Genomic DNA, 20,052 nt, shown 5'->3' on the forward strand with positions numbered 1-20,052 from the left:
ATCAACACGATGGTCGATCAGCTCTCGGGGTTCGCCGACGAGGTGACGCGGGTGGCCCGGGAGGTCGGTACCCAGGGCAACCTCGGCGGTCAGGCCAACGTCCGCGGCGTGTCGGGAACCTGGAAGGACCTCACCGACAACGTCAACGTGATGGCCTCGAACCTGACGGCGCAGGTCCGGTCCATCGCGCAGGTCGCCACCGGCGTCGCCCGCGGCGACCTGTCCCAGAAGATCACGGTGGAGGCGAAGGGCGAGGTCGCCGCCCTGGCGTCCACGATCAACACGATGGTCGACACGCTCGGCGCCTTCGCCGACGAGGTGACGCGGGTGGCCCGCGAGGTCGGTACGGACGGCCGCCTGGGCGGTCAGGCGAGCGTGAAGGGGGTGTCCGGCACCTGGAAGGACCTCACCGACAACGTCAACTTCATGGCGAACAACCTGACCAGCCAGGTCCGCAACATCGCCCAGGTCACGACGGCGGTCGCCCGGGGCGATCTGACCCGCAAGATCGACGTCGACGCCCGCGGGGAGATCCTCGAGCTGAAGACGACCATCAACACGATGGTCGACCAGTTGTCCTCGTTCGCGGCCGAGGTGACGCGGGTGGCCCGCGAGGTGGGCACGGACGGCATCCTCGGCGGCCAGGCCGAGGTGGAGGGCCTCTCGGGCACCTGGAAGCGCCTCACCGAGAACGTCAACGAGCTGGCCGGGAACCTCACCCGGCAGGTCCGGGCCATCGCCGCCGTCACCAGCGCCGTCGCCACCGGTGACCTGACCAGGTCGATCGACGTCGATGCCCAGGGCGAGGTCGCCGAGCTCAAGGACAACATCAACGCGATGGTCCGCTCGCTGCGCGAGACGACCCGCGCGAACCAGGAACAGGACTGGCTGAAGACCAGCCTCGCCCACATCGGCGGGCTGATGCAGGGACATCGCGACCTGCAGACCGTCGCCCAGCTCGTCATCGACGAGCTGACGCCGATGGTCGACGCCCAGTACGGCACCTTCCTGCTCGCCGAGTCGGGGGTGGAACGGCCGGCGCTCAACCTGATCGCGAGCTACGGCTACCAGGCTCCCCGGGACGTTCCGCGCCGGTTCGACTTCGGGCAGTCCCTCGTCGGGCAGGCCGCGCGGACGAAGCGGACGATCGTCGTCGCGAACACGCCCGCCGACTATCTGCAGATCGCCTCGAGCCTCGGGCAGTCGGCTCCGGTCGCCCTGATCGTGCTGCCGATCCTGTTCGAGGACCAGGTGCTCGGCGTCATCGAGCTCGCCTCCTTCAGCCCCTTCACGCAGGTCCACCACGACTTCCTGAACCTGCTCACGGAGACCATCGGCGTCAACGTCAACACGATCATCGCGAACGCCCGCACCGACGCCCTGCTGGACGAGTCCCAGCGGCTCGCGTCCGAGCTGCGGGCGCGGTCCGAGGAACTGCAGTCCCGGCAGGAGGACCTCCAGCTCTCCAACGCCGAGCTGGAGGAGAAGGCCACCCTGCTGGCCCGGCAGAACCACGACATCGAGGTCAAGAACTTCGAGATCGAGCAGGCCCGTCAGGAGCTGGAGGAGCGGGCCCGCCAGCTCGCCCTCGCCTCGAAGTACAAGTCGGAGTTCCTGGCGAACATGTCGCACGAGCTCCGCACACCCCTGAACAGCCTGCTGATCCTGGCCCGGCTGCTGGCGCAGAACCCCACCCGCAACCTGTCACCGAAGCAGGTCGAGTACGCGCACGTCATCCATTCCGCGGGTTCGGATCTGCTGCAGCTCATCAACGACATCCTCGATCTGTCCAAGGTCGAGGCCGGGAAGATGGACATCCACGTCGAGGAGGTCGCCCTGGCCGACATCGTCGACGACGTCCAGGCCACCTTCTCGCCGATCACCGCGGAGAAGGGCCTGCGCTTTACCGTCGCAATGGCGCCCGACCTCCCCGCCCGGCTGCGCACCGATCGTCACCTGGTCGCGCAGGTGCTGCGCAACCTGCTGTCCAACGCGGTGAAGTTCACCGAGCAGGGCAGCGTCGACCTGGCCATCACGTCGTCCGGCGCCAGCGGGGGGGCAGCGGGGCAGTCCGTGCTGTTCTCGGTGTCCGACACCGGCATCGGGATCGCGGGGGAGAACCTGGAACGCATCTTCGGGGCGTTCCAGCAGGGCGACGGCACCACCAGCCGCCGCTACGGCGGCACCGGCCTCGGTCTGTCGATCTGTCGCGAGGTGGCGACGCTGCTGGGCGGGGAGATCCAGGCTCGCAGCGAGTTCGGGCGGGGCAGCACCTTCACCCTCCGGCTGCCGATGGCCCCGGCCGTGACGACACCGCCCGACGGCCCCCAACCCTCCGCCGAACGGCTGGCCCCGGCCCCCGTTCCCCCCTCCCCGTGGGCTGCGCTCCCCGACGGGGCGCCGTTGGACGTGGCGCCGCCGCCGGTGGACGTGGCATCGCCGGTGGACGGCGCGGCGCCGATGGACGAGGCGAAGCCGGGGCTCCACCTGGTGACCGCGAGTGCACCGGTGGCGCCGGTGGCGGTCCCCGTCGATCCGGACCCGTCCCTGGCGCGGGAGGTGGCTGCCGCCCCCGGGATCGCCGGGCGCACCGTGCTGGTGGTCGACGACGATGTGCGCAACGTCTTCGCCATCACCAGCATCCTCGACCTCTACGGGCTGCGGGTGATCCACGCCGCCGACGGGCGGATGGGCATCGACGCGCTGCAGTCCAACCCGGGCATCGACCTCGTGCTGATGGACGTGATGATGCCCGAGATGGACGGCTACGCCACCACCACCGCCATCCGGGCCATGCCTCAGTTCGCCGATCTGCCGATCATCGCCGTCACCGCCAAGGCGATGCCGGACGACCGGCAGAAGTGCCTCGACGCCGGGGCCNCCGACTACGTCACCAAGCCCGTGGACATCGAGGAGCTCCTCGCCTGCATCCGGGCCGGCCTCGCCCCCGGTAGGCAACCTCGGTAAGCAGGGCGTTCGATGCCGGCTGCCGGCTGCCGGCTGCCGGCTGTCGGCTGTCGGCGGGACGGCTCCCCTCAGGCGGCGCGGGGGACGACGGGCTCGGTCCGGCCGCGGCGCGCCGCCGAGCGCACCGGGCCGGGCAGCGCCAGGCGGGTGATCTGTCGCCAGACGCTCGCCGTCTGCCGGGGCAGCGAGCCGGTGGTGTAGGGCAGGCCGAAGCGCTCACACAGCTCGCGCACCCGCGGGGCGATCTGTGCGTAGCGGTTGCTGGGCAGGTCGGGGAAGAGGTGGTGCTCGATCTGGTGGCTGAGATTGCCGGACAGGAGATGGAGGAGCGCCGGGCCGCTGATGTTGGCGGAGCCGAGGAGCTGTCGCAGGTACCACTCGCCCCGGCTCTCCTCGGCGATCTCCTCCTCGGTGAAGGTCCGGGTGCCCGCCGGGAAGTGGCCACAGACGATGATGGTGTGCGCCCAGACGTTGCGGGTGACGTTCGCGGTGAGGTTGCCCAGCAGGACGGGGAGGAACGCCGGACCGCCGAGCAGGGGGAACGCCACGTAGTCCTTGAGCCCCTGGCGGGCGGACTTGCGCAGCGTCTGCCCGAGCTGGCTCGCGGTCTCGCCCCAGTCCTTCTCGCCCCGCCACGCCTTGTCGATCTCCGCGTCGTAGATCGCGATCCCGTGTTCGAAGACGGCCGCGAGACCCAGGTTGTACAGGGGCTGGGCCAGGTACACGGGGTGCCAGGGCTGCTCGGGGGAGACCCGCAGCATGCCGTACCCGAGGTCCCGATCCCGGCCGAGTACGTTCGTGTACGTGTGGTGGGCGTAGTTGTGGGAGTGCCTCCACTGCTCGGCGGGTGAGGCGAAATCCCATTCCCAGGTGGTGGAGTGGATGTCCGGGTCACGCATCCAGTCCCACTGGCCGTGCAGGACGTTGTGCCCGATCTCCATGTTCTCGAGGATCTTGGCGACGGCGAGCATCGTCGTACCGGCCAGCCACGCCGGTGGCACGAGGGACGCGAACATGACCGCTCGGCCGCCGACCTCGAGCCTGCGCTGGAGGGCGATCACCCGTCGGATGTAGCGGGCGTCGCCCTCGCCGCGGCTCGCGATGACCTCCGCCCGCAGCCGGTCGAGCTCCCGGCCGAACTCCTCGATGTCTCGGGTACTGAGATGCGTGGGCGCTGGCATCCGCGTTCTCCTCACAGGTCCGGTTCGGCTCACAGGTCCGGTTCGGCTCACAGGTCGAGCTCGACGTCGCCGACGGCGGTGGACACGCAGGTCTGGATGACGTCGCCCGGGTCGCCGTGCTCCTCGCCGGTGCGCAGGTCCCGGATCCGGCCGCTGGCCAGGCGGGCCAGGCAGGTGCGGCAGACGCCCATGCGGCAGCCGCTCGGCATGGCGACGTCCGCCTCCTCGCCCGCCACCAGCAGGGGCGTGCCCGCGTCGGCGAGCGCTTCCCGTCCGCTGCGGACGAAGCGCACCCGCCCGCCGGGCCCGGCGGACGGGCGCGCCACCGGCTGGAACCGTTCCGTCCGCAGCCGGTCGGCGAGGCCGGCCGCCCGCCAGTACGCCTCCGCGTCGTCGAGCAGTCCCCGCGGCCCGCAGACCCACGCCGGCCGATCCGGCAGATCGGCGCAGGTGGCGGCCAGGTCCGCCATCGTCGGCCGCCGCGCCCGCCGGCCGGGGCGGGAGCGGGTGTGGTGCTCGTGCAGGCGGAGGCCGGGGGTCCGGGCCGCCATCCGGCGCAGTTCGTCGCCGAAGATGACCGCCGGCCCGTCGGGCGCGATGTGCGCGAGGAAGACGTCCGGCCGGTCCCCGGCGAGGGCGAGGCCGCGCAGCATCGACATCACCGGGGTGATGCCGCTGCCGGCGGTCACGAACAGCAACCGGGGCGGCAGGTCCGCCGGCAGCACGAACTGGCCCGTCGGCTGGCCGAGCCGGACGATCTCGCCGGGACGCAGCCGGTGGACGACGTGGTGGGACACGAACCCGCCGGGAGCGGCCTTCACGGTGATGGTGACGAGCCCGTCCGGGCGGCCGGGCGGGGACGACAGCGAGAACGTCCGCCAGTGCCACACGCCATCGATGTTCACGCCGACGCCGACGTGCTGGCCGGCGAGGTGTCGCCGCCAGCCGCGACCGGGCCGCAGGACGACGGTCGAGGCGTCCGGGGTCTCCGGTACCACCTCTTCGACCCGGCCGGACAAGTGCCGCCGCGACCACAGCGGGTTCACCATGGCCCGGTAGTCGTCCGGCGTCAGCGGGCTCGTCAGGACGCCCGCCGCCGCGGTCAGCATCGGCCTGACGGTCAGCATCGGCCTGATAGTCAACATCGATTGAATCACCTCGCCGGCGGCCATACCGGACCAGACGTCTTTCCGAAGAGAATCCCGGTGATTCCGAGCGGGGGCACAGCGACTTCGGGTCGGCTCGACGGCAGGCTACACCGCAGCCGTGGGCCGTCGATTCGATCAATGTGCGGCGTGGCGCCGTCGGCGGCCGCAGGCATCGTCATTCCCGGGGAATTTCCCACGGTCGGTGACGTGCCTGCGGCTCGCGGGTCCGGAGCCGCGCCCGACCTGAATAGTCCGGCACCGCGGCCGGCGGTCCGCCGGGACGATTTCCGGTGGTCATGCGTGGTCGGCTCTACGGTGGGAATCAGGGTGCTGACCTGTGGTCCAGAAGTGAGGGACGGATCCCGCCAGACGGGACGACCCTGACGAGACGGGGGTGGGAACTGTGATCGATCAACGGGCTGCGGACCGAAGGACGCAGTCGCGGTCAGNCGGTATTCCGTGGTACGCACTTCTCGCCGTAGGTGTGGCTTTCACCCTGTTCGCGCTGGCGATCCCGCAGTTCGACATGCATTCCCTGAAGAGGATCGCGGTGGTGCTGGGGATCGTCCTGCTGCTGGGCGCGGCCAGCGAGGTGCTGGCCGCGGGGGCGACCGCCCGGGACTGGCGGTGGTCCCACCTGCTGCTCGCCGCGCTGTTCGTGGTGGGCGGGATCGTGGCGCTGGTCTGGCCGGATCCCACCTTCAAGGTGGTGGCTCGGACGGTGGCCTGGTTCTTCCTGATCAAGGGTGTGTACGACATCATCAACTCGTTCGCGGCCCGGCGCTCCGAGCAGCACGCCGAGGCCGAGGCGGACGGGCGGGCGCCGGCGCAGTGGTGGATGCCGCTCGTCGTCGGCGCGCTGGAGATCGGGGTCGCGTTCTGGGCGGTGGGCTACCCGCGGGACTCGCGGTCGCTGCTGGCCCTGTGGGTCNGGCTCGCCGCTCTCGCACTCGGCCTGACCAAGATCGCCATGGCTCTGCGGCTACGGGGAGTCCGGGCGCCCGCGCCCCTGGACAGCCTGCACCTGGACGACCTGACGACCGCCGGCTTCGGCGGCAGGGCGGTCGCGGAGGGCGGACGCCTGGAAGGGGGCCGCGCCCAGCGGGCGACGACGACCAGCGACCGCTACCCGACCGGCGACCGGTAGACGATCGGCGACCGGTAGGTGACTGACGATAGACCGGCCCGCTGGCGGCCTCAGGCGGTGGGGCCGCCGGCGAGTACCGACCAGCCGGCGTCGACGCGTAGGACCGTTCCGGTCGCCGGGCGCAGGGCGGGGTCGAGGGCCAACCCGACGGCGGCGGCGACGTCCGCCGGTTCCAGGATGCGGTGCAGCACCGAGTTGTCCGCCAGCGCCTTCTCGCGTTCCGCGTTGAGGACCGCTGCGGTGGCCTCGGTGCGCACGGCGCCGGGCGCGACGGTCAGGACGCTGATCCCGTCGCGGGCCGTCTCCGCGGCGACGTGGCGGGCGAAGGTGGCCAGCGCCGCCTTCGCCGTGCCGTGGGCGAGCCGGCCCGCGCCCACGTAGTCGGCGGCGGTGCTGCCGAGATAGACCAGCCGCCCCTCGCCCTGCGCCCGCATGACCGCCACCACCTGCTGGGTGATGTGGAAGGCCCCGGCGAGCTCGCCGGTCATCTTCGCGGCGAACGCCGCCCAGGTCAGCTCGCTCAGCGGTGCGAAGGGCGGGGCGACGGTGTTCGCGTTGACCACCAGCGCGTCGATCCGGCCGCGGTCGGCGAGCACGGTCGCGACCAGCGACGCCACGTCGTCCGGGGCGGTGACGTCACCCGCCAGCGCGACCGCGCTGCCCCCCGACCGGTGAATTCCCGCGACCACGGCGGCCGCCGCGTCGGCATCGCGCCGGTAGTTCACGACCACGTGATAACCGCGGCGGGCGAGGTCGGCGGCGATCGCCGCCCCGATTCCCCGCCCCGCCCCGGTGACGATCGCCGTCGCTGTCGTCGGTGTTTCTGCCATTCCGACCTCGTTGCGGATGAGGGAGTGGACCGTGGACCTCGGCGGATTCCCAGATCCCGGGCGCCGCCATCCGCGAGGCGGCATTCGGGCCGACGCCTCGCCGGCCGCCGAGGCGAACCGCACCCAACGCCGGCGACGGTCGTCATTGCCCGTACTCTATCCGCCGGTCGGTCCGCGGGCGGGGTACGGCCGGAACGTTTTGGTGGGAACATCCGGGTGGCCCGGTTCGAGCCGCTTTGCGCCGCCCTGGCCCGGAGCGGATAGCCCGGAACGCCGTCCCCGGGCGGTAATGTGCGGGGCCGGCGGGAGCCAGTCGAGCGCTCTCGGGTATCGGCAGCCGTCTCCGAAATGTGGGATCGGCCACATCCGTGCGGCCACTTGCCTACGCTTTTCCAGACGCAAAGGGAGACGCATCCGCGGCGTTCACCCGCGGCTCTTTTCGGTACGTGCGGAAATCAAGGCGCGATCGGAGCGGGCACGTGTCCCAGGCGAACGAGTAGAACTGAAGGGACGCGCTGGGTGGACCGACGAAAGGTGTAGCCGTGAGTCTGACCATACGTAACCAACTGACCGGAACCGTCACCGACATCACCGAAGGTGCGGTGATGAGTACTGTACTAATCGCATTGCCTGGCGGGCAGAAGGTGACGGCCGCGGTGACCATAGATGCGATCAAGGAACTCGGCCTGTCGGCGGGCTCCACCGTCGAAGTGCTGATCAAGTCCACCGAGGTTTCCCTCACCACCGGCAGCGTGGACGGTCTGAGCATCCGCAACCAGCTCCGCGGCACGATCTCCAGCCTCGAGACCGGCGGCGCGATGGCCGTCGCGCACATCGCCCTCGACAGCGGCGGCGAGCTCACCTCCGCGATCACCCTGGCCGCCGCGACCGATCTCGGCCTTGCCGAGGGTTCCTCCGTCACCGCCCTGATCAAGTCGACGGAAGTGGCCCTCGCGGCCGTCTGAGCGGCCCGGCACGGTGCCGACGCCCGCGCCGCCGCGGCCGCCACGAGCGACCACGGCGGCGTCGAGCACCGCCCGCGCCGCTCGGTATCGGGGCCGGCCGGGCCCGTGACCTGCCGGGATCTGGCGTCACACCCGATTGGTTCCGGCCCACGGGGGCAGCCTTCGCGTGACCCGCACGTCGCGGACTCCCGGGAGGGCATCGTGGGTAAGGCTGTAGGAATCGACCTGGGGACGACGAACTCGGTCATCGCCGCCGTGGAAGGCGGCCAGCCGACCGTCATCCCCAATGCCGAGGGAGCCCGGACGACCCCTTCCGTGGTCGCATTCACGCAGAGTGGGGAGAGGCTGGTCGGGGAGCTTGCCCGCCGCCAGGCAATTCTCAATCCGAAGGGCACGATAACCGCGGTGAAGCGGTTCATCGGCCGCCGGTACAGCGAGGTGGCAAGCGAACTTCGGACCGTCACCTACGACATTCATCGGGGCACCGACGACGCGGCGCGGATCGTCGTGCGCGGGCGGCAGTACGCGCCCGAGGAGATTTCCGCGATGGTGCTGCGGAAACTGGTCGACGACGCCGCCCGATTCCTCGGCGAGAAGGTCACCGAAGCGGTCATCACCGTGCCGGCCTACTTCAACGACGCGCAGCGGCAGGCCACGAAGGACGCCGGCCGGATCGCCGGCCTGGAGGTCCTGCGGATCATCAACGAGCCGACCGCGGCGGCGCTGGCGTACGGGATGGACAAGCGCGCGCACGAGACCGTGCTCGTCTTCGACCTCGGCGGCGGCACGTTCGACGTGTCGATCCTCGACGTCGGCGACGGCATCGTCGAGGTGCGCGCGACCGCCGGCGACACCCATCTCGGCGGCAGCGACTGGGACCGCCGCCTCGTCGACCTGCTCGCCGACGAGTTCACGAACAACAACGGCATCGACCTGCGCAGCGACCCGCAGGCGCTGCAGCGGCTGTTCGAGGCCGGGGAGAAGGCGAAGATCGAGCTTTCCTCGGTGACGCAGACGCAGGTGAACCTGCCGTTCGTCACGGCCGACGCAGGCGGCCCGAAGCACCTCGACACCACCGTGACCCGCTCGCAGTTCGAGCAGGTGACGGCGGATCTGCTTGAACGGTGCATGGGGCCGCTGCGGCAGGCGATGTCGGACGCGAAACTCTCCGAGCGGGACCTCGACGAGGTGATCCTCGTCGGCGGCGCCACCCGCATGCCGGCTGTGCAGGCCCTCGTGCGCCGGCTGACCGCCGGCAAGGATCCGAACATGACGGTCAACCCGGACGAGGTCGTCGCCGTCGGCGCCGCCATCCAGGCCGCGGTCATCAAGGGCGAGGTCTCCGACGTGCTGCTGCTGGACGTCACCCCGCTCTCCCTCGGAGTGGAGACCCTCGGCGGCGTGAGCACGAAGGTGATCGACCGCAACACCACGATCCCGGCGCGGCGCACCGAGACGTTCTCCACGGCGGAGGACAACCAGTCGGCGGTGGACATCGTCGTGCTCCAGGGGGAACGCGAGATGGCCGCCGACAACCGGACGCTGGGCCGGTTCCGCCTGGAGGGAATCCGCCCCGCCCCGCGCGGTCGGGCACAGGTCGACGTCACCTACGACATCGACGCCAACGGCATCCTCAACGTCACGGCGAAGGATACCGACACCGGCGTCGAGCAGCGGATCACCATCTCGGACAACACCAACCTGCCGTCCGAGGACATCGAGCGCATGGTCGCCGACGCCGAGCGCAACCGGGCCGAGGACATCCGGCTGCGGGAGAACGCCGACGCCCGCAACCAGCTCGACACCATCGTCTACCAGGTCGAACGCCGACTCGCCGAGCTCGGCGGCCGGGTTGCGACGCACGAGTCGGCCCGCGCCGAGCAGCTCATCGCCGATGCCCGGCGCGCCCTGGCCGAGAACGCCGACGTCGACCGCGCCCGGCCGATCATCAACGATCTGCAGCAGATCCTCTATGGTCTGCCCGCCGCCGGGGAGCGGGAGACGGCGTCCGCGCCGGGCGGTACGTCGTCGTCGGCCGGCGGTGCCGGTGCGGCCGGCGCAGCCGGTGGTGCCGGTGCCGGTGGTGGTGGTGGTGGTGGGGCTGGCGGGGTCGGTGCTGGCGGAGGCCAGGGGGCCGGTGGGGACGACGTCATCGACGCCGAGTTCACCACCGGGGACGATGGCTGAGGACCGGTCGGACGCCGAGCGGCCCGACATCGAGCGGCCCGACGCCGAGCGGCCCGACGCGGCGACGGCATCCGATCTCGCCGTCCAGCTCGAACAGTGCCAGGCGGCTCACCTGCGGACGCTGGCGGACTTCGACAACGTCCGTCGGCGGACGGGCCGGGAGATCGCCGCGGCGAAGGCAGCCGAGCGGGATCGGGTGGTGCTGGCCTGGCTGCCCGTGCTGGATCATCTCGAACTGGCGCTCGGGCACGCCGAGTCTCATCCTGATGCGCTCGTCGACGGCGTCCGCGGGGTCCGCCACCTCGCCCTGGAGGCCCTGCGGGCCAGCGGGGTCAGCCGCATCGACGCCGACAGCGGTCTGTTCGATCCCCACCGGCACGAGGTCGGGGCCGTCGTCGACGGCTCCGCGTGGGCGACGGCGGGCCCGGCCGGAACCGTCGTCGAGGTGATGCGCCCCGGCTACCAGGCCGACGGGCACGTGCTGCGGCCGGCGTCGGTGGCCGTGAGCGCCGGCCCGCGCTCGCCGACGGCGTCGTGACTGTGGAGATCAGATGAGCGCCAGCGGAACCAGGGATCGCAGCCGGGGGAACTTCTACGAGATCCTCGGCGTCCCCCGCGACGCCGACCCCGACGCCATCCAGAGCGCCTACCGCAGGCTCGCCCGCAGATACCACCCGGACATCAACTCCGATCCGCGGGCCGAGGAGCGGTTCAAGGAGGTGTCGGAGGCCTACGACATCCTGTCCGACCCGGAGAGCCGAAAGCGGTACGACCGGTTCGGCCGGGACTTCCGCCGGATGCCCGAGGGCGCCGAACACTGGGCCGGTGCCGGTGCCGGTGCCGGTGCCGGTGCCGGTGCCGGTGCCCGTGCCCGTGCCGGCCCCGGTGCCGGTCCGGGAACGGGTGGCGGCGGCGGTCCGGATGCCCGTTTCGAGGGCTTCTCGGGTTTCGAGGGCTTCGGCGTCGACGACCTGTTCGGCGGCTTCTTCCGCCGCCGCGACCAGGCGGGCCCGGTGCCCGGTGCGGACCAGGAAGCCGAGATCGAGGTCGGCCTGGCCGAGGCGTACCACGGGGGGCGGCGGCGGATCACTCTGCCCGCCTCCGGTGGCGGCACGCGGGAGGTGGAGGTGACGATCCCGGCCGGGGTCACCGACGGCCAGCGGCTGCGGCTGGCCGGGCAGGGCGGCCAGGGCCGCGGCGGGGGCGGGCGTGGCGACCTGTACCTGGTGGTGCGGCTGGCCCCGGATCCGAGGTTCCGGGTCGAGGGCCGCGATGTGTACATCGATCTGCCGCTCGCGCCGTGGGAGGGNGTCCTCGGCGCGCGTGTCACCCTGCCCAATCCGGCCGGCGGCGAGGCGACCCTCACCGTCCCGCCCGGCACCTCCACCGGCCGCCGTCTGCGCCTGCGCGGACGGGGCCTGCCTCGGCCCGGGCGTGCTCCGTACCGCGGTGAGGGCGCCGGCGACCTCTACGCCCACGCGCGGATCATGGTCCCGCCGAAGCCGACCGAACGGGAGCGGGAGCTGTTCGCCGAGCTCGCCGGGACGTCGTCGTTCAACCCGAGGGAGCGGTGATGACCACGCTGCTGGTGCGCACCCGAGCCGTCGACCGTCGCGACCAGGCGCTTGATCTGGACGCCTTCTGCGCCGCGGTCCGGCTGCATCCCGATCTGGTTCGCCGGCTGGTGGCGCTCGGCCTGCTCGACGCCGACATCGACCCCGCCGGCCGCTACACGCTCGCGGCGACGGCGGTGGCCCGCGCCGCCCGCATCGAACGGCTCCGCCGTGACCTCGGCATCACCTACGCCGCGAGCGGGGTCGTGCTCGACCTGCTCGACCGGATCGGTGAACTCGAACGGCTGCTGCGAGTCCGAGGAGGTCGATCATGACCACTACCGGGGTGGATCCCCATCTCGCGCTGGTTCGACCCGTTGTTCCGCACACCGCGCGCGGCTGTGAGGACTGCCTGCGGGTCGGCTCCGTCTGGGTGCACCTGCGGCTGTGCCTGACCTGCGGCCACGTCGGCTGCTGCGACTCCTCCCCGCTGCGTCACGCCCGGGCCCACGCGCACGCCACCGCCCATCCGATCGTGCGCTCCTTCGAACCGGGCGAGCACTGGCGCTGGTGCTACGTCGACGAGACCTTCGTCTGACCGGGATCAGGAGCCGATCACGAATGCCCACGCCCGGCCGGCACGGCCGGCCGGCCGAAGTCGAAACGGGGGATCAGCGATGAGCACGCAGAACAGTCAACAGCAGTTCCGCGACCCGCAGGCGCGCCAGCCCGGCGACCAGGGAGAACGCGGCGGCGCGCGAGGTGCCGTCCGCCCGGACGCCCTCGGCAGCGCGCTCGGCTGGTTCGGCATCGGCCTCGGCGCGACCGAGCTCGGGGCGCCCGACCTGGTCGCCCGGGCCATCGGAGCCGACGACTCGGCCGTCTCCAGGACCCTGACGCGGATCTTCGGCGGCCACAAGATCGCCGGCGGGGTCGGCGTGCTCGGCAGCGAGCAGCCGGGCCGGTGGCTGTGGGGACGGGTCGCGGGCGACCTGCTCGACCTGTCGGCGCTGGCGCTCGTCGCGGCCCGGCGCCGGGTGACCGGCGCCGGCCTGGCCCGCCCGCTGTTGGCCGTGGGCTCGGTCGTCGGCGTCACCGTGCTGGACGTCATCGCCGCCCGCCGCCACAGCCGCGCCGAGGCGCCGGGCCATCTGGTGCACGCGAGGTCGAGCACCACCATCCGCCGGGCCCCCCAGGACCTCTACCGCCGGTGGCACGACTTCGAGTCGTTGCCCACGTTCATGTACCACCTCGACTCGGTGCGGACCACCGACGGAACCTCGCACTGGAAGATCCGGGGACCGGCCGGGAGGAAGATCAAATGGGATGCCCGGATCGTCGAGGACCGGCCCGACGAGCTGATCGCCTGGCGGTCGGTCGGCCGCTCGGACGTCCGCAACGCCGGCACGGTGCGCTTCCGGCCGGCGCCCGGGGGCCGGGGGACCGAGGTCCAGGTCGACCTGGAGTACCAGCCGCCCGCCGGAGCCGCCGGCGTCGCGCTCGCGAAGGTGCTCGGGGAGGAACCCGGTCAGCTTCTCGCCGAGGACCTGCGCCGCTTCAAGCAGCTCATGGAGACCGGCGAGGTCGTCCGGTCCGAGGCGAGTCCGACCGGCTCCCGGCCGGCCAGCCGCCTGCTGCGCCAGCACCCGGCCCGGCCGCTCGGCCGAGCGTAACGCGAAGGGACTCCAGTCATGCGTGCAAACTGCTGGCTCGGTCGGGGCGAGGTCGAGGTCCGACAGGTCCCCGATCCGCAGATCCTGAACAGCCATGACGCGGTCATCCGGGTCTCCAAGACCGCCATCTGCGGCACCGACCTGCATCTCTACGACGGGTTCGTGCCGACGATGATGAAGGGGGACGTGCTCGGCCACGAGTTCATGGGCGAGGTGGTCGACGTCGGTCACGACGTGGAGACCCTTCGCATCGGCGACCGGGTCGTCGTGCCGTTCCCCATCGCGTGCGGACGGTGCAACACCTGCCTGGCCGGCGACTACTCGCTGTGCGAGAACTCCAACCCGAACGCCTCCCTGGCGGAGAAGATCCTCGGCCACGCCCCCGGCGGCATCTTCGGCTACTCGCACATGCTCGGCGGATTCCCCGGCGGGCAGNCCGAGTACGCCCGGGTGCCGTTCGCCGACATCGGACCCATCAAGATCGAGGACGACCTGCCGGACGAGCGCGTGCTGTTCCTCTCCGACATCCTCCCCACCGGGTACATGGGGGCCGAGTTCTGCGACATCACGCCCGGTGACGTCATCGCCGTCTGGGGGGCCGGGCCGGTCGGCCAGTTCGCCGTCGCGAGCGCCTTCCTGCTCGGCGCCGAGCGGGTCATCGTCATCGACCGGTTTCCCTACCGGCTCGAGATGGCCCGGGACAACTCGGGGGCCGAGCCCGTCAACTACGAGGAGTCCGACGTCCGCGAGGCGCTGCTGGAGCTGACCGCCGGGCGCGGCCCGGACGCCTGCATCGACGCCGTGGGCCTCGAGGCGCACCATTTCTCGCACGCGGCCCACTCCTACGACCGTGCGAAGCAGGTCACCCGGCAGGAAAGTGACCGCCCGTTCGCCCTGCGGGAGGCGGTGCGCAACTGCCGCAACGGCGGTGTCGTCTCGGTCATCGGCGTCTACGGCGGGTTCGTCGACAAGTTCCCGATGGGCTCACTGATGAACCGCGGACTGACCCTGCGGTCCGGGCAGTGCCACGTGCAGCGGTATCTGCGGCCGCTGCTCGACCGGATCCGCAACGGCGAGATCGACCCGAGTTTCGTCATCACTCACCGACTCGGCCTCGACGACGCGCCCCACGGCTTCACGACGTTCAGGGACAAGGAGGACGAGTGCATGAAGGTGGTACTCACCCCTTGACCGGACGGCCGGATGACCGGACGGCCGGATGACCGCAGCCGGACGGCCGGACGACCGGACCACTACCCGCTACCCGCCCCGCGGCCCGTCCGCGGCCGCCTTGTCCTGCACCCCGGGCGGCTGCTCGGCCAGCGTCTCGCCGCGCATCACGGTGAGCAGCTCGGATTCCGGTGGAGGCGGCGGCGCCGACGTCGCGGCGGCGGCCTGCAGCCCGTCGAGCAGGAGGGCGATCAGCCGGGCGGAGCTCTCCGGGGCGTGCGCGCCGGCACGGTGGATGAGACCGGCGTTGGCCATCAGGATGATCAGAATGTCCTGCGGGGCGAAATCGGCGCGTAGCGCCCCCGCGTGCTGTGCGCGGCGGATGGTGCGCACCACGTCCCGCCGGGCGTTGTCGCGTGCCGCGTCGATCGCGGCGTCCGGGAAGGCGTCGCTGGCCAGCAGGTCGGCCAGCCCCCGATCCGCCGCCTGCATCCGGCACAGTGCTGTCAGGTAGCCGCGCAGGGCAGTCCACGGATCGGGTTCGGCCGCCGCGGCGGCCGCCATCTGCGCGTACTTTTCCATCTGCTCGGACAGGGCGGNGGCGACGAGCTGGCAGCGCGAGCCGAAATGCCGGTAGAGCGTGGCGTTCCCGACGTTGGCACGCTGCGCGATCTCATCGAGTGAGGCCTGGATGCCCTGCTCCGCGAACACCCGGCGAGCGGTCGCCAGAATCGCCTGCCGGTTACGGCGAGCGTCCGCGCGGGTAGCCGGTGCAAGATCAGACATCCAGTCATCCTAACCGCGGGCGGGGACGGGACCGGCGTTCTTGGTACTGTGGTCGGCGAACCGGGGATTCGTCCCCGGTGGGGGTGAGAAGCGCGCAAACGCGGGAAACCAGAGCCAACTTCTGGAAAACGTCGGCCACACCAGACGAGGGCAGGTCATGGACACCCAGCGCTTCACGCGCCAACTGATGGCCGGTTTCGGCCCCGGTGAGCAGGAGCGTCTGAGCGGGGCGACGGTGCTCGTGGCCGGGATCGGCGGGGTGGGCGGCGCCGCCACCACCTATCTCGCCGCCGCCGGCGTCGGGCGACTGGTGTTGGTCCATCCCGGCCCGTTGGAGAAGCCCGATCTGAACCGCCAGACCCTGATGCGCCCCGACCGGATCGGCGAGCCCCGAGTCCTGATCGCCGCGGACACCCTGGGTATCCACTACCCGGAGGTCGCGGTGGAGACCTGGGACCGGGACCTGTTCGATCCGCTGCTGCCCGAGCTGGTGGCCGCCGCCGACGTCGTGATCGACGCGCGGCACAACTTCCCCGAACGCTTCCAGATCAACCGAATGTGCCTGGACGCCGAGGTGCCTCTGGTCGTCGCGGCGATGAACGCGACCGAGATCCAGTTGCTCACCGTCGCCGGGGACAGCGCATGCCTGCGGTGCGTTTTCGCCGAGGGCGACCCCGACTGGGATCCCCTCGGGTTCCCCGTCTTCGGAGCGGTCGCGGGGACGGTCGGGTGCCTCGCGGCGATGGAGGTCATCAAGCTGATCTCCGGGTTCGGCGAGCCGTCCATCGGCCGGATGCTCGTCGCCGATCTGTGGGATCTGGACGTCCGTTCGCTGTCGGTGGTGCGCGACCCCACCTGCGCGGACTGCGGCTCCCGGCAGCGGACGCCTCGCGCCTCCCGGCTGGACAGCGCCTCAGGGCGTTAGGGCAGCCGGCCACCGCACCGTCTCGAGGCGGCCGTGGCCAGGCCCGGTCGCGCGGGCTCGGCCGTGTCCAGGGCTGGTCGTCGCGCGGGCCCGTTCGTCGCGCGGGCCCGTTCGTCGCGCGGAGCCACCCCTGGTCGGCGGGCTGTCCGGCGCCAAGCCGGATCGTGGGCGAGGCAGGTGTCCAGGCCGGTCGTCAGGTGGGCCGGCGGGGGGAGTGGGGCTGCGTCGTCGGATCCCCGCCGGGAAGCTCGACGAGTGTCTGCTCCGGCTGGGTGGTGATGCCCGGCCGTGGGCTCGGGGTGTCCGTGGGCTGCGGGGGACGCGGGACGGGCGATGTCGTCGCCGGTGGAGGCGGCAGGGTGACCACGTTCCCGGTTTCGGGGTCGGGGATGACGGCCGGCTGTGGTCGCGTCCCCGCCCGCTCGGCGGTCGCGGGCGCCGGGCGCGGTTCGACGGGCGTGGCCTGCGGTCGGGGCGGCGGGGCCGGCAGCGGGCGAGCTGGAGCCGTGCCGGTCTGACCCGGCAGCCCCGATGGCTGTTTCGCTACCGTCGCCCGCCGCGTGCCGTCGATGAGCACGGCGTCGGGGCCGGCCGGATCGTTCACCCACACCTGATCGCCCTCGGCGGTCACGGTGATCCGCGCGGTGTCTGCGGCGGTCGCCGGCTCGGGGGCGGACCCGGGGACGACGATCGGTGAGATGAATCCGCGAGTGCGCGTATCGAAGACCCAGACCATCCGGCCATCCTGGTCCGGGATGTAGATCATCCCGCCATGTCCGACCGGTGGACCGAGCCGGCGGGGAGCTACCGGCCCCTCGTCCCCCTCGCCTCCGCGGCCCGCTTCGCCGCCTCCGGCCGCTGCGTCCCCTTTGGCCGCGTCGCCTCCGCGGATTGGGTCGCCTCCGGTGACGTCGGGTCCACTGGCCTGCCCGTCCGGTCGGGCCAGGTCGCCGCCCGTGTGGGCGTCCCCCGGAGGCGTCGCCGAGCCCTCTGATGATCCCGCAGGTCGATCGATGTCGGGGAGCCCGGTCGGGGCTGCGGGGCCGGCGGAGGCCGCGTCGCCGCCACCCCCCGCTCGGACTGTGCCGTCCCCCGGCGGGGATGGACTGCCCTCCGCTCGGGCCGTGCTGCCCCCCGACTGGGCCGTGTCACCCCCCGCTCGGGCCCTTCCATCACCCGGCACGGTTGGCAGATCATGCACGGTCACCGTGCCGTCGCGGACGTCTGCGAGCAGGAGCCGTCCGGCAACCGTGTCGAGTACTGGGACGGTGCCCTGCTCTGTCGCGTCGGCCGCAACCACCACCGGGTCGGACGGTGCGGACGCGGTGGTCAGGGTCACCGGCAACGCGATCGCCCGGCCAGGCCGGGCGCCGGTGAGCGGGATCGCCGTCCCGGCCGTGCCGTCGACGACCACCGGGCGATCCTGGGCCAGCACGATGTCGATCTGATGGTCCGGTCGGGCGACGGGAATCGGGGCCGACGCCACGCCATCGCGGATCGGCACCACGGAGCCGCTGGTACGCACGGGCACCCACAGCGTCCCGTCCCGCGTCCGGACGACGGCGCCGAGGGCTCCGCCGAGGTCGATGACCGGTCCAACGTCGGTGAGCAACCGTCCGTCCAGGCGTCGTACCCGCCCACTCGCACCATCAACGGCGTAGATCACCTTGCTCCCTGTGATCACTGTCGTGCCGGGACGCAGGCTGGCCGTTCGGGCGGGGGCAAGGCGTTGCGGCTCGATCAGGTGGAGCAGGCCGGCGTCCTCGTCGCAGACGAGGAGATCCGGGCCGTTGCGCAGGACGGACAGCCGATGTCCGACTGCGCCGGGCACGGTGACGGCCGCGTCCGCCCGCTCGGTCGTGCTCTGCAGGTGCGTGACGGTGCCGGTCGACTCGCTCGCCAGCCAACTGCCGCCGGTGGTGAGGTCGAGGGCGAACGGTGGCGTTCCGGGTGCGGCGGCGGCCAGCCCGGCGCCCACGCACAGCGCCGCGCCGGCCGCTGCCGTGATGACGCGACGCAGCCGCCGCCCGAATGCGGAGATGGTCGTGGTCTCACTTTCCCTGATCAGGGCCGGCGCGCGGGCGCGGCAAGGCAGCTCCGGCAGCACGGCCGTGCCGGGCGTCGTTGGTCCTCGGCGCCGGAGTGCAGGCGGTGGGAGCGGACAGCCCGAACGGGTCGGTGTCCTCGAACGGGTCGGTGTCTGTGTGGGCGTGCCACCCCGCCCGCCCACACAGACACCGCGGGGGAGCGCCGCGGGAGGGGTACAGCGCTCACCGCATCCCAGGCGCCATACCCAACGGCGCGCGGGAGTCTGTTGATATTCATGTGTTGACGTCGACTATCCCGAGATGGACCACTTGGGCGGGTCATCCCTCTTGGTAGGTAGGACGCGGCGTTCGTCGGACAGGTTGCGACGCGCTTGATGCCTTTCGTGACATCACCTCGGGGGAGTCGCGCAGCATGGCGGACGCCGGTGCGGCGCGTGCATGCCGGTGTGGGCCTCCTGGCCATCAGATCAACAACTAATTCAGGCTATGGCACAACGAAACGGGGGTGCCCGTCGTCTACCGCAGCGGAACGGATCGTCTCCGTGTCGGCGACGGCCGCTGGAGTCGCCGTTCCCGGGCGGATCTCCCCACCGCCCGCGGGCGGACCGGGCCGGTCGCCCCCTAGTCCGGCACGGTCCGCCCCCCGACTCGTACCCGCCCGCCCGCACCAGCCCGATCGCAGCAGGTGCGACCGGTAGCAGCACGACTCGTACCCGCCCGATCGGTCCCGACGAGGAGGAGCCCGACCCGGTGATGAGCAGCCAGTCCGCGCGGCGAGGACGGTCAGCGTTCCCTACCCCGACCGGACCAGGAGGCAGGGCATGACAAACAGGAACGACGACCGCGACCACCTGCGCGGCGATCAGTCCGGCGTGGCCGCGTTCTCGGCCACCTTCCATGACGTCGTCGCGAATATCGAGAAGGTCATCCGGGGCAAGCGGGATGTTGTCGAACTCGCGACGATCTGCCTGTTCGCCGAGGGGCACCTGCTCGTCGAGGACGTTCCGGGCCTGGGTAAGACCTCGCTGGCCCGAAGCCTCGCGGCCTCGGTCAACGCCGGCTGCCACCGCATCCAGTTCACGCCGGACCTGCTGCCGGCGGACATCACCGGGACGATGGTGTACGACCAGCGTGCCAACGAGTTCGGCTTCCGCCGCGGACCCGTCTTCGCCAACCTCGTCATCGGCGACGAGATCAACCGCGCCTCACCGAAGACGCAGTCGGCCCTGCTGGAGGTGATGGAGGAAGGGCGGGTCACCGCTGACGGCACGGGCTATCCCGTGCCCCGCCCGTTCATGGTCGTGGCGACGCAGAACCCGATCGACATGGACGGGACATACAGCCTTCCCGAGGCCCAACTGGACCGGTTCCTCATGCGGCTGAGGATGGGGTACCCGTCGGTCGATGCCGAGCTGGAGATCCTTGAAGGCCGGCAGGTGGGACGGCGGATCGAGGACCTGAGGCCGGTGATG

The 20,052-nt window shown here is 71.7% G+C and carries 17 protein-coding genes and 4 pseudogenes; 15 read left to right on the forward strand and 6 right to left on the reverse strand.

The annotated features are described in order from the left end of the window. Both UK82_RS02870 and UK82_RS41310 read left to right on the forward strand, forming a co-directional pair. Window positions 1-2,880: HAMP domain-containing protein (locus tag UK82_RS02870; RefSeq protein WP_236705433.1), on the forward strand; the 2,880-nt coding region annotated here is incomplete at both ends. A gap of 1 nt (window position 2,881) precedes the next feature. Continuing rightward, window positions 2,882-2,967: pseudogene (locus tag UK82_RS41310) on the forward strand (DNA-binding response regulator); the annotation flags it as partial. A 68-nt stretch (window positions 2,968-3,035) separates the two neighbouring features. On the opposite strand, the gene UK82_RS02875 reads toward UK82_RS41310, so the two are convergent. Further along, window positions 3,036-4,148, reverse strand: coding sequence for an acyl-CoA desaturase (locus tag UK82_RS02875; RefSeq protein WP_044887183.1), 1,113 nt, complete (start codon window positions 4,146-4,148; stop codon window positions 3,036-3,038). Window positions 4,149-4,195: 47 nt separating this feature from the next. Further along, window positions 4,196-5,293: a ferredoxin reductase gene (locus UK82_RS02880; RefSeq protein ID WP_236705434.1), complete on the reverse strand. Its 1,098-nt coding sequence runs from the start codon at window positions 5,291-5,293 to the stop codon at window positions 4,196-4,198. Between the two features lie 487 nt (window positions 5,294-5,780). Here UK82_RS02880 and UK82_RS35210 point away from each other — a divergent pair. Then, on the forward strand, window positions 5,781-6,227 hold a 447-nt coding region (locus UK82_RS35210), incomplete at its 3' end, for a DUF308 domain-containing protein (protein WP_313949779.1). A 266-nt stretch (window positions 6,228-6,493) separates the two neighbouring features. On the opposite strand, the gene UK82_RS02890 is transcribed toward UK82_RS35210, so the two are convergent. Next, window positions 6,494-7,273 carry an SDR family oxidoreductase gene (locus UK82_RS02890; RefSeq protein ID WP_044887180.1) on the reverse strand — a complete coding sequence of 260 codons (780 nt, stop codon included), beginning with the start codon at window positions 7,271-7,273 and terminating at the stop codon, window positions 6,494-6,496. 542 nt (window positions 7,274-7,815) lie between these two features. Between UK82_RS02890 and UK82_RS02895 the strand changes: the two genes are divergently transcribed. The 10 genes and pseudogenes from UK82_RS02895 to UK82_RS35225 all read left to right on the forward strand — a co-directional run. Beyond that, window positions 7,816-8,238, forward strand: a complete 423-nt coding sequence (locus tag UK82_RS02895; protein WP_044887179.1) for a molybdopterin-binding protein — start codon at window positions 7,816-7,818, stop codon at window positions 8,236-8,238. 201 nt (window positions 8,239-8,439) lie between these two features. After that, on the forward strand, window positions 8,440-10,425 hold the full coding sequence (gene dnaK / locus UK82_RS02900) for a molecular chaperone DnaK (protein ID WP_055406232.1): 1,986 nt from the start codon (window positions 8,440-8,442) through the stop codon (window positions 10,423-10,425). After that, window positions 10,418-10,963, forward strand: coding sequence for a nucleotide exchange factor GrpE (locus tag UK82_RS02905; RefSeq protein ID WP_055406233.1), 546 nt, complete (start codon window positions 10,418-10,420; stop codon window positions 10,961-10,963). Before dnaK ends, UK82_RS02905 begins: the two co-directional genes overlap by 8 nt. A gap of 13 nt (window positions 10,964-10,976) precedes the next feature. Continuing rightward, the coding region (locus tag UK82_RS02910; RefSeq protein WP_236705435.1) for a DnaJ domain-containing protein at window positions 10,977-11,734 on the forward strand (758 nt) is incomplete at its 3' end. Between the two features lies 1 nt (window position 11,735). Beyond that, a pseudogene (locus UK82_RS35215) lies at window positions 11,736-11,999 on the forward strand (DnaJ C-terminal domain-containing protein); the annotation flags it as partial. Then, entirely contained in the window at window positions 11,999-12,313 is a 315-nt protein-coding gene (locus UK82_RS02915) for a chaperone modulator CbpM (RefSeq protein WP_044887175.1), read from the forward strand. The pseudogene UK82_RS35215 and the gene UK82_RS02915, both read left to right, overlap by 1 nt. Continuing rightward, entirely contained in the window at window positions 12,310-12,576 is a 267-nt protein-coding gene (locus UK82_RS02920; protein WP_011607491.1) for a UBP-type zinc finger domain-containing protein, read from the forward strand. Before UK82_RS02915 ends, UK82_RS02920 begins: the two co-directional genes overlap by 4 nt. Before the next feature lie 79 nt (window positions 12,577-12,655). Beyond that, a complete protein-coding gene (locus UK82_RS02925; RefSeq protein ID WP_044887174.1) occupies window positions 12,656-13,651 on the forward strand; it encodes an SRPBCC family protein in 996 nt (331 codons plus the stop codon). Between the two features lie 18 nt (window positions 13,652-13,669). Beyond that, window positions 13,670-14,086 (forward strand): alcohol dehydrogenase catalytic domain-containing protein (locus UK82_RS35220; RefSeq protein ID WP_236705436.1); only part of this gene is annotated, 417 nt, incomplete at its 3' end. Window position 14,087: 1 nt separating this feature from the next. After that, window positions 14,088-14,842 (forward strand): annotated as a pseudogene (locus tag UK82_RS35225) (zinc-binding dehydrogenase); the annotation flags it as partial. A gap of 69 nt (window positions 14,843-14,911) precedes the next feature. On the opposite strand, the gene UK82_RS42230 reads toward UK82_RS35225, so the two are convergent. Both UK82_RS42230 and UK82_RS35230 read right to left on the reverse strand, forming a co-directional pair. Further along, window positions 14,912-15,403, reverse strand: coding sequence for a hypothetical protein (locus UK82_RS42230; protein ID WP_396230444.1), 492 nt, complete (start codon window positions 15,401-15,403; stop codon window positions 14,912-14,914). Window positions 15,404-15,421: 18 nt separating this feature from the next. Next, window positions 15,422-15,607: pseudogene (locus UK82_RS35230) on the reverse strand (helix-turn-helix domain-containing protein); the annotation flags it as partial. A 157-nt stretch (window positions 15,608-15,764) separates the two neighbouring features. Between UK82_RS35230 and UK82_RS02940 the strand changes: the two are divergent. Next, window positions 15,765-16,532, forward strand: a complete 768-nt coding sequence (locus UK82_RS02940) for a HesA/MoeB/ThiF family protein (RefSeq protein ID WP_044887171.1) — start codon at window positions 15,765-15,767, stop codon at window positions 16,530-16,532. Window positions 16,533-16,725: 193 nt separating this feature from the next. Here UK82_RS02940 and UK82_RS02945 read toward each other — a convergent pair whose 3' ends face one another. Further along, window positions 16,726-18,639, reverse strand: a complete 1,914-nt coding sequence (locus UK82_RS02945) for a hypothetical protein (protein WP_236705437.1) — start codon at window positions 18,637-18,639, stop codon at window positions 16,726-16,728. Between the two features lie 762 nt (window positions 18,640-19,401). On the opposite strand from UK82_RS02945, the gene UK82_RS35235 reads away from it, so the two are divergent. Beyond that, window positions 19,402-20,052: MoxR family ATPase (locus UK82_RS35235; RefSeq protein ID WP_236705438.1), on the forward strand; the 651-nt coding region annotated here is incomplete at its 3' end.

The organism is Frankia sp. ACN1ag (assembly GCF_001414035.1).
Lineage (GTDB): Bacteria > Actinomycetota > Actinomycetes > Frankiales > Frankiaceae > Frankia > Frankia torreyi.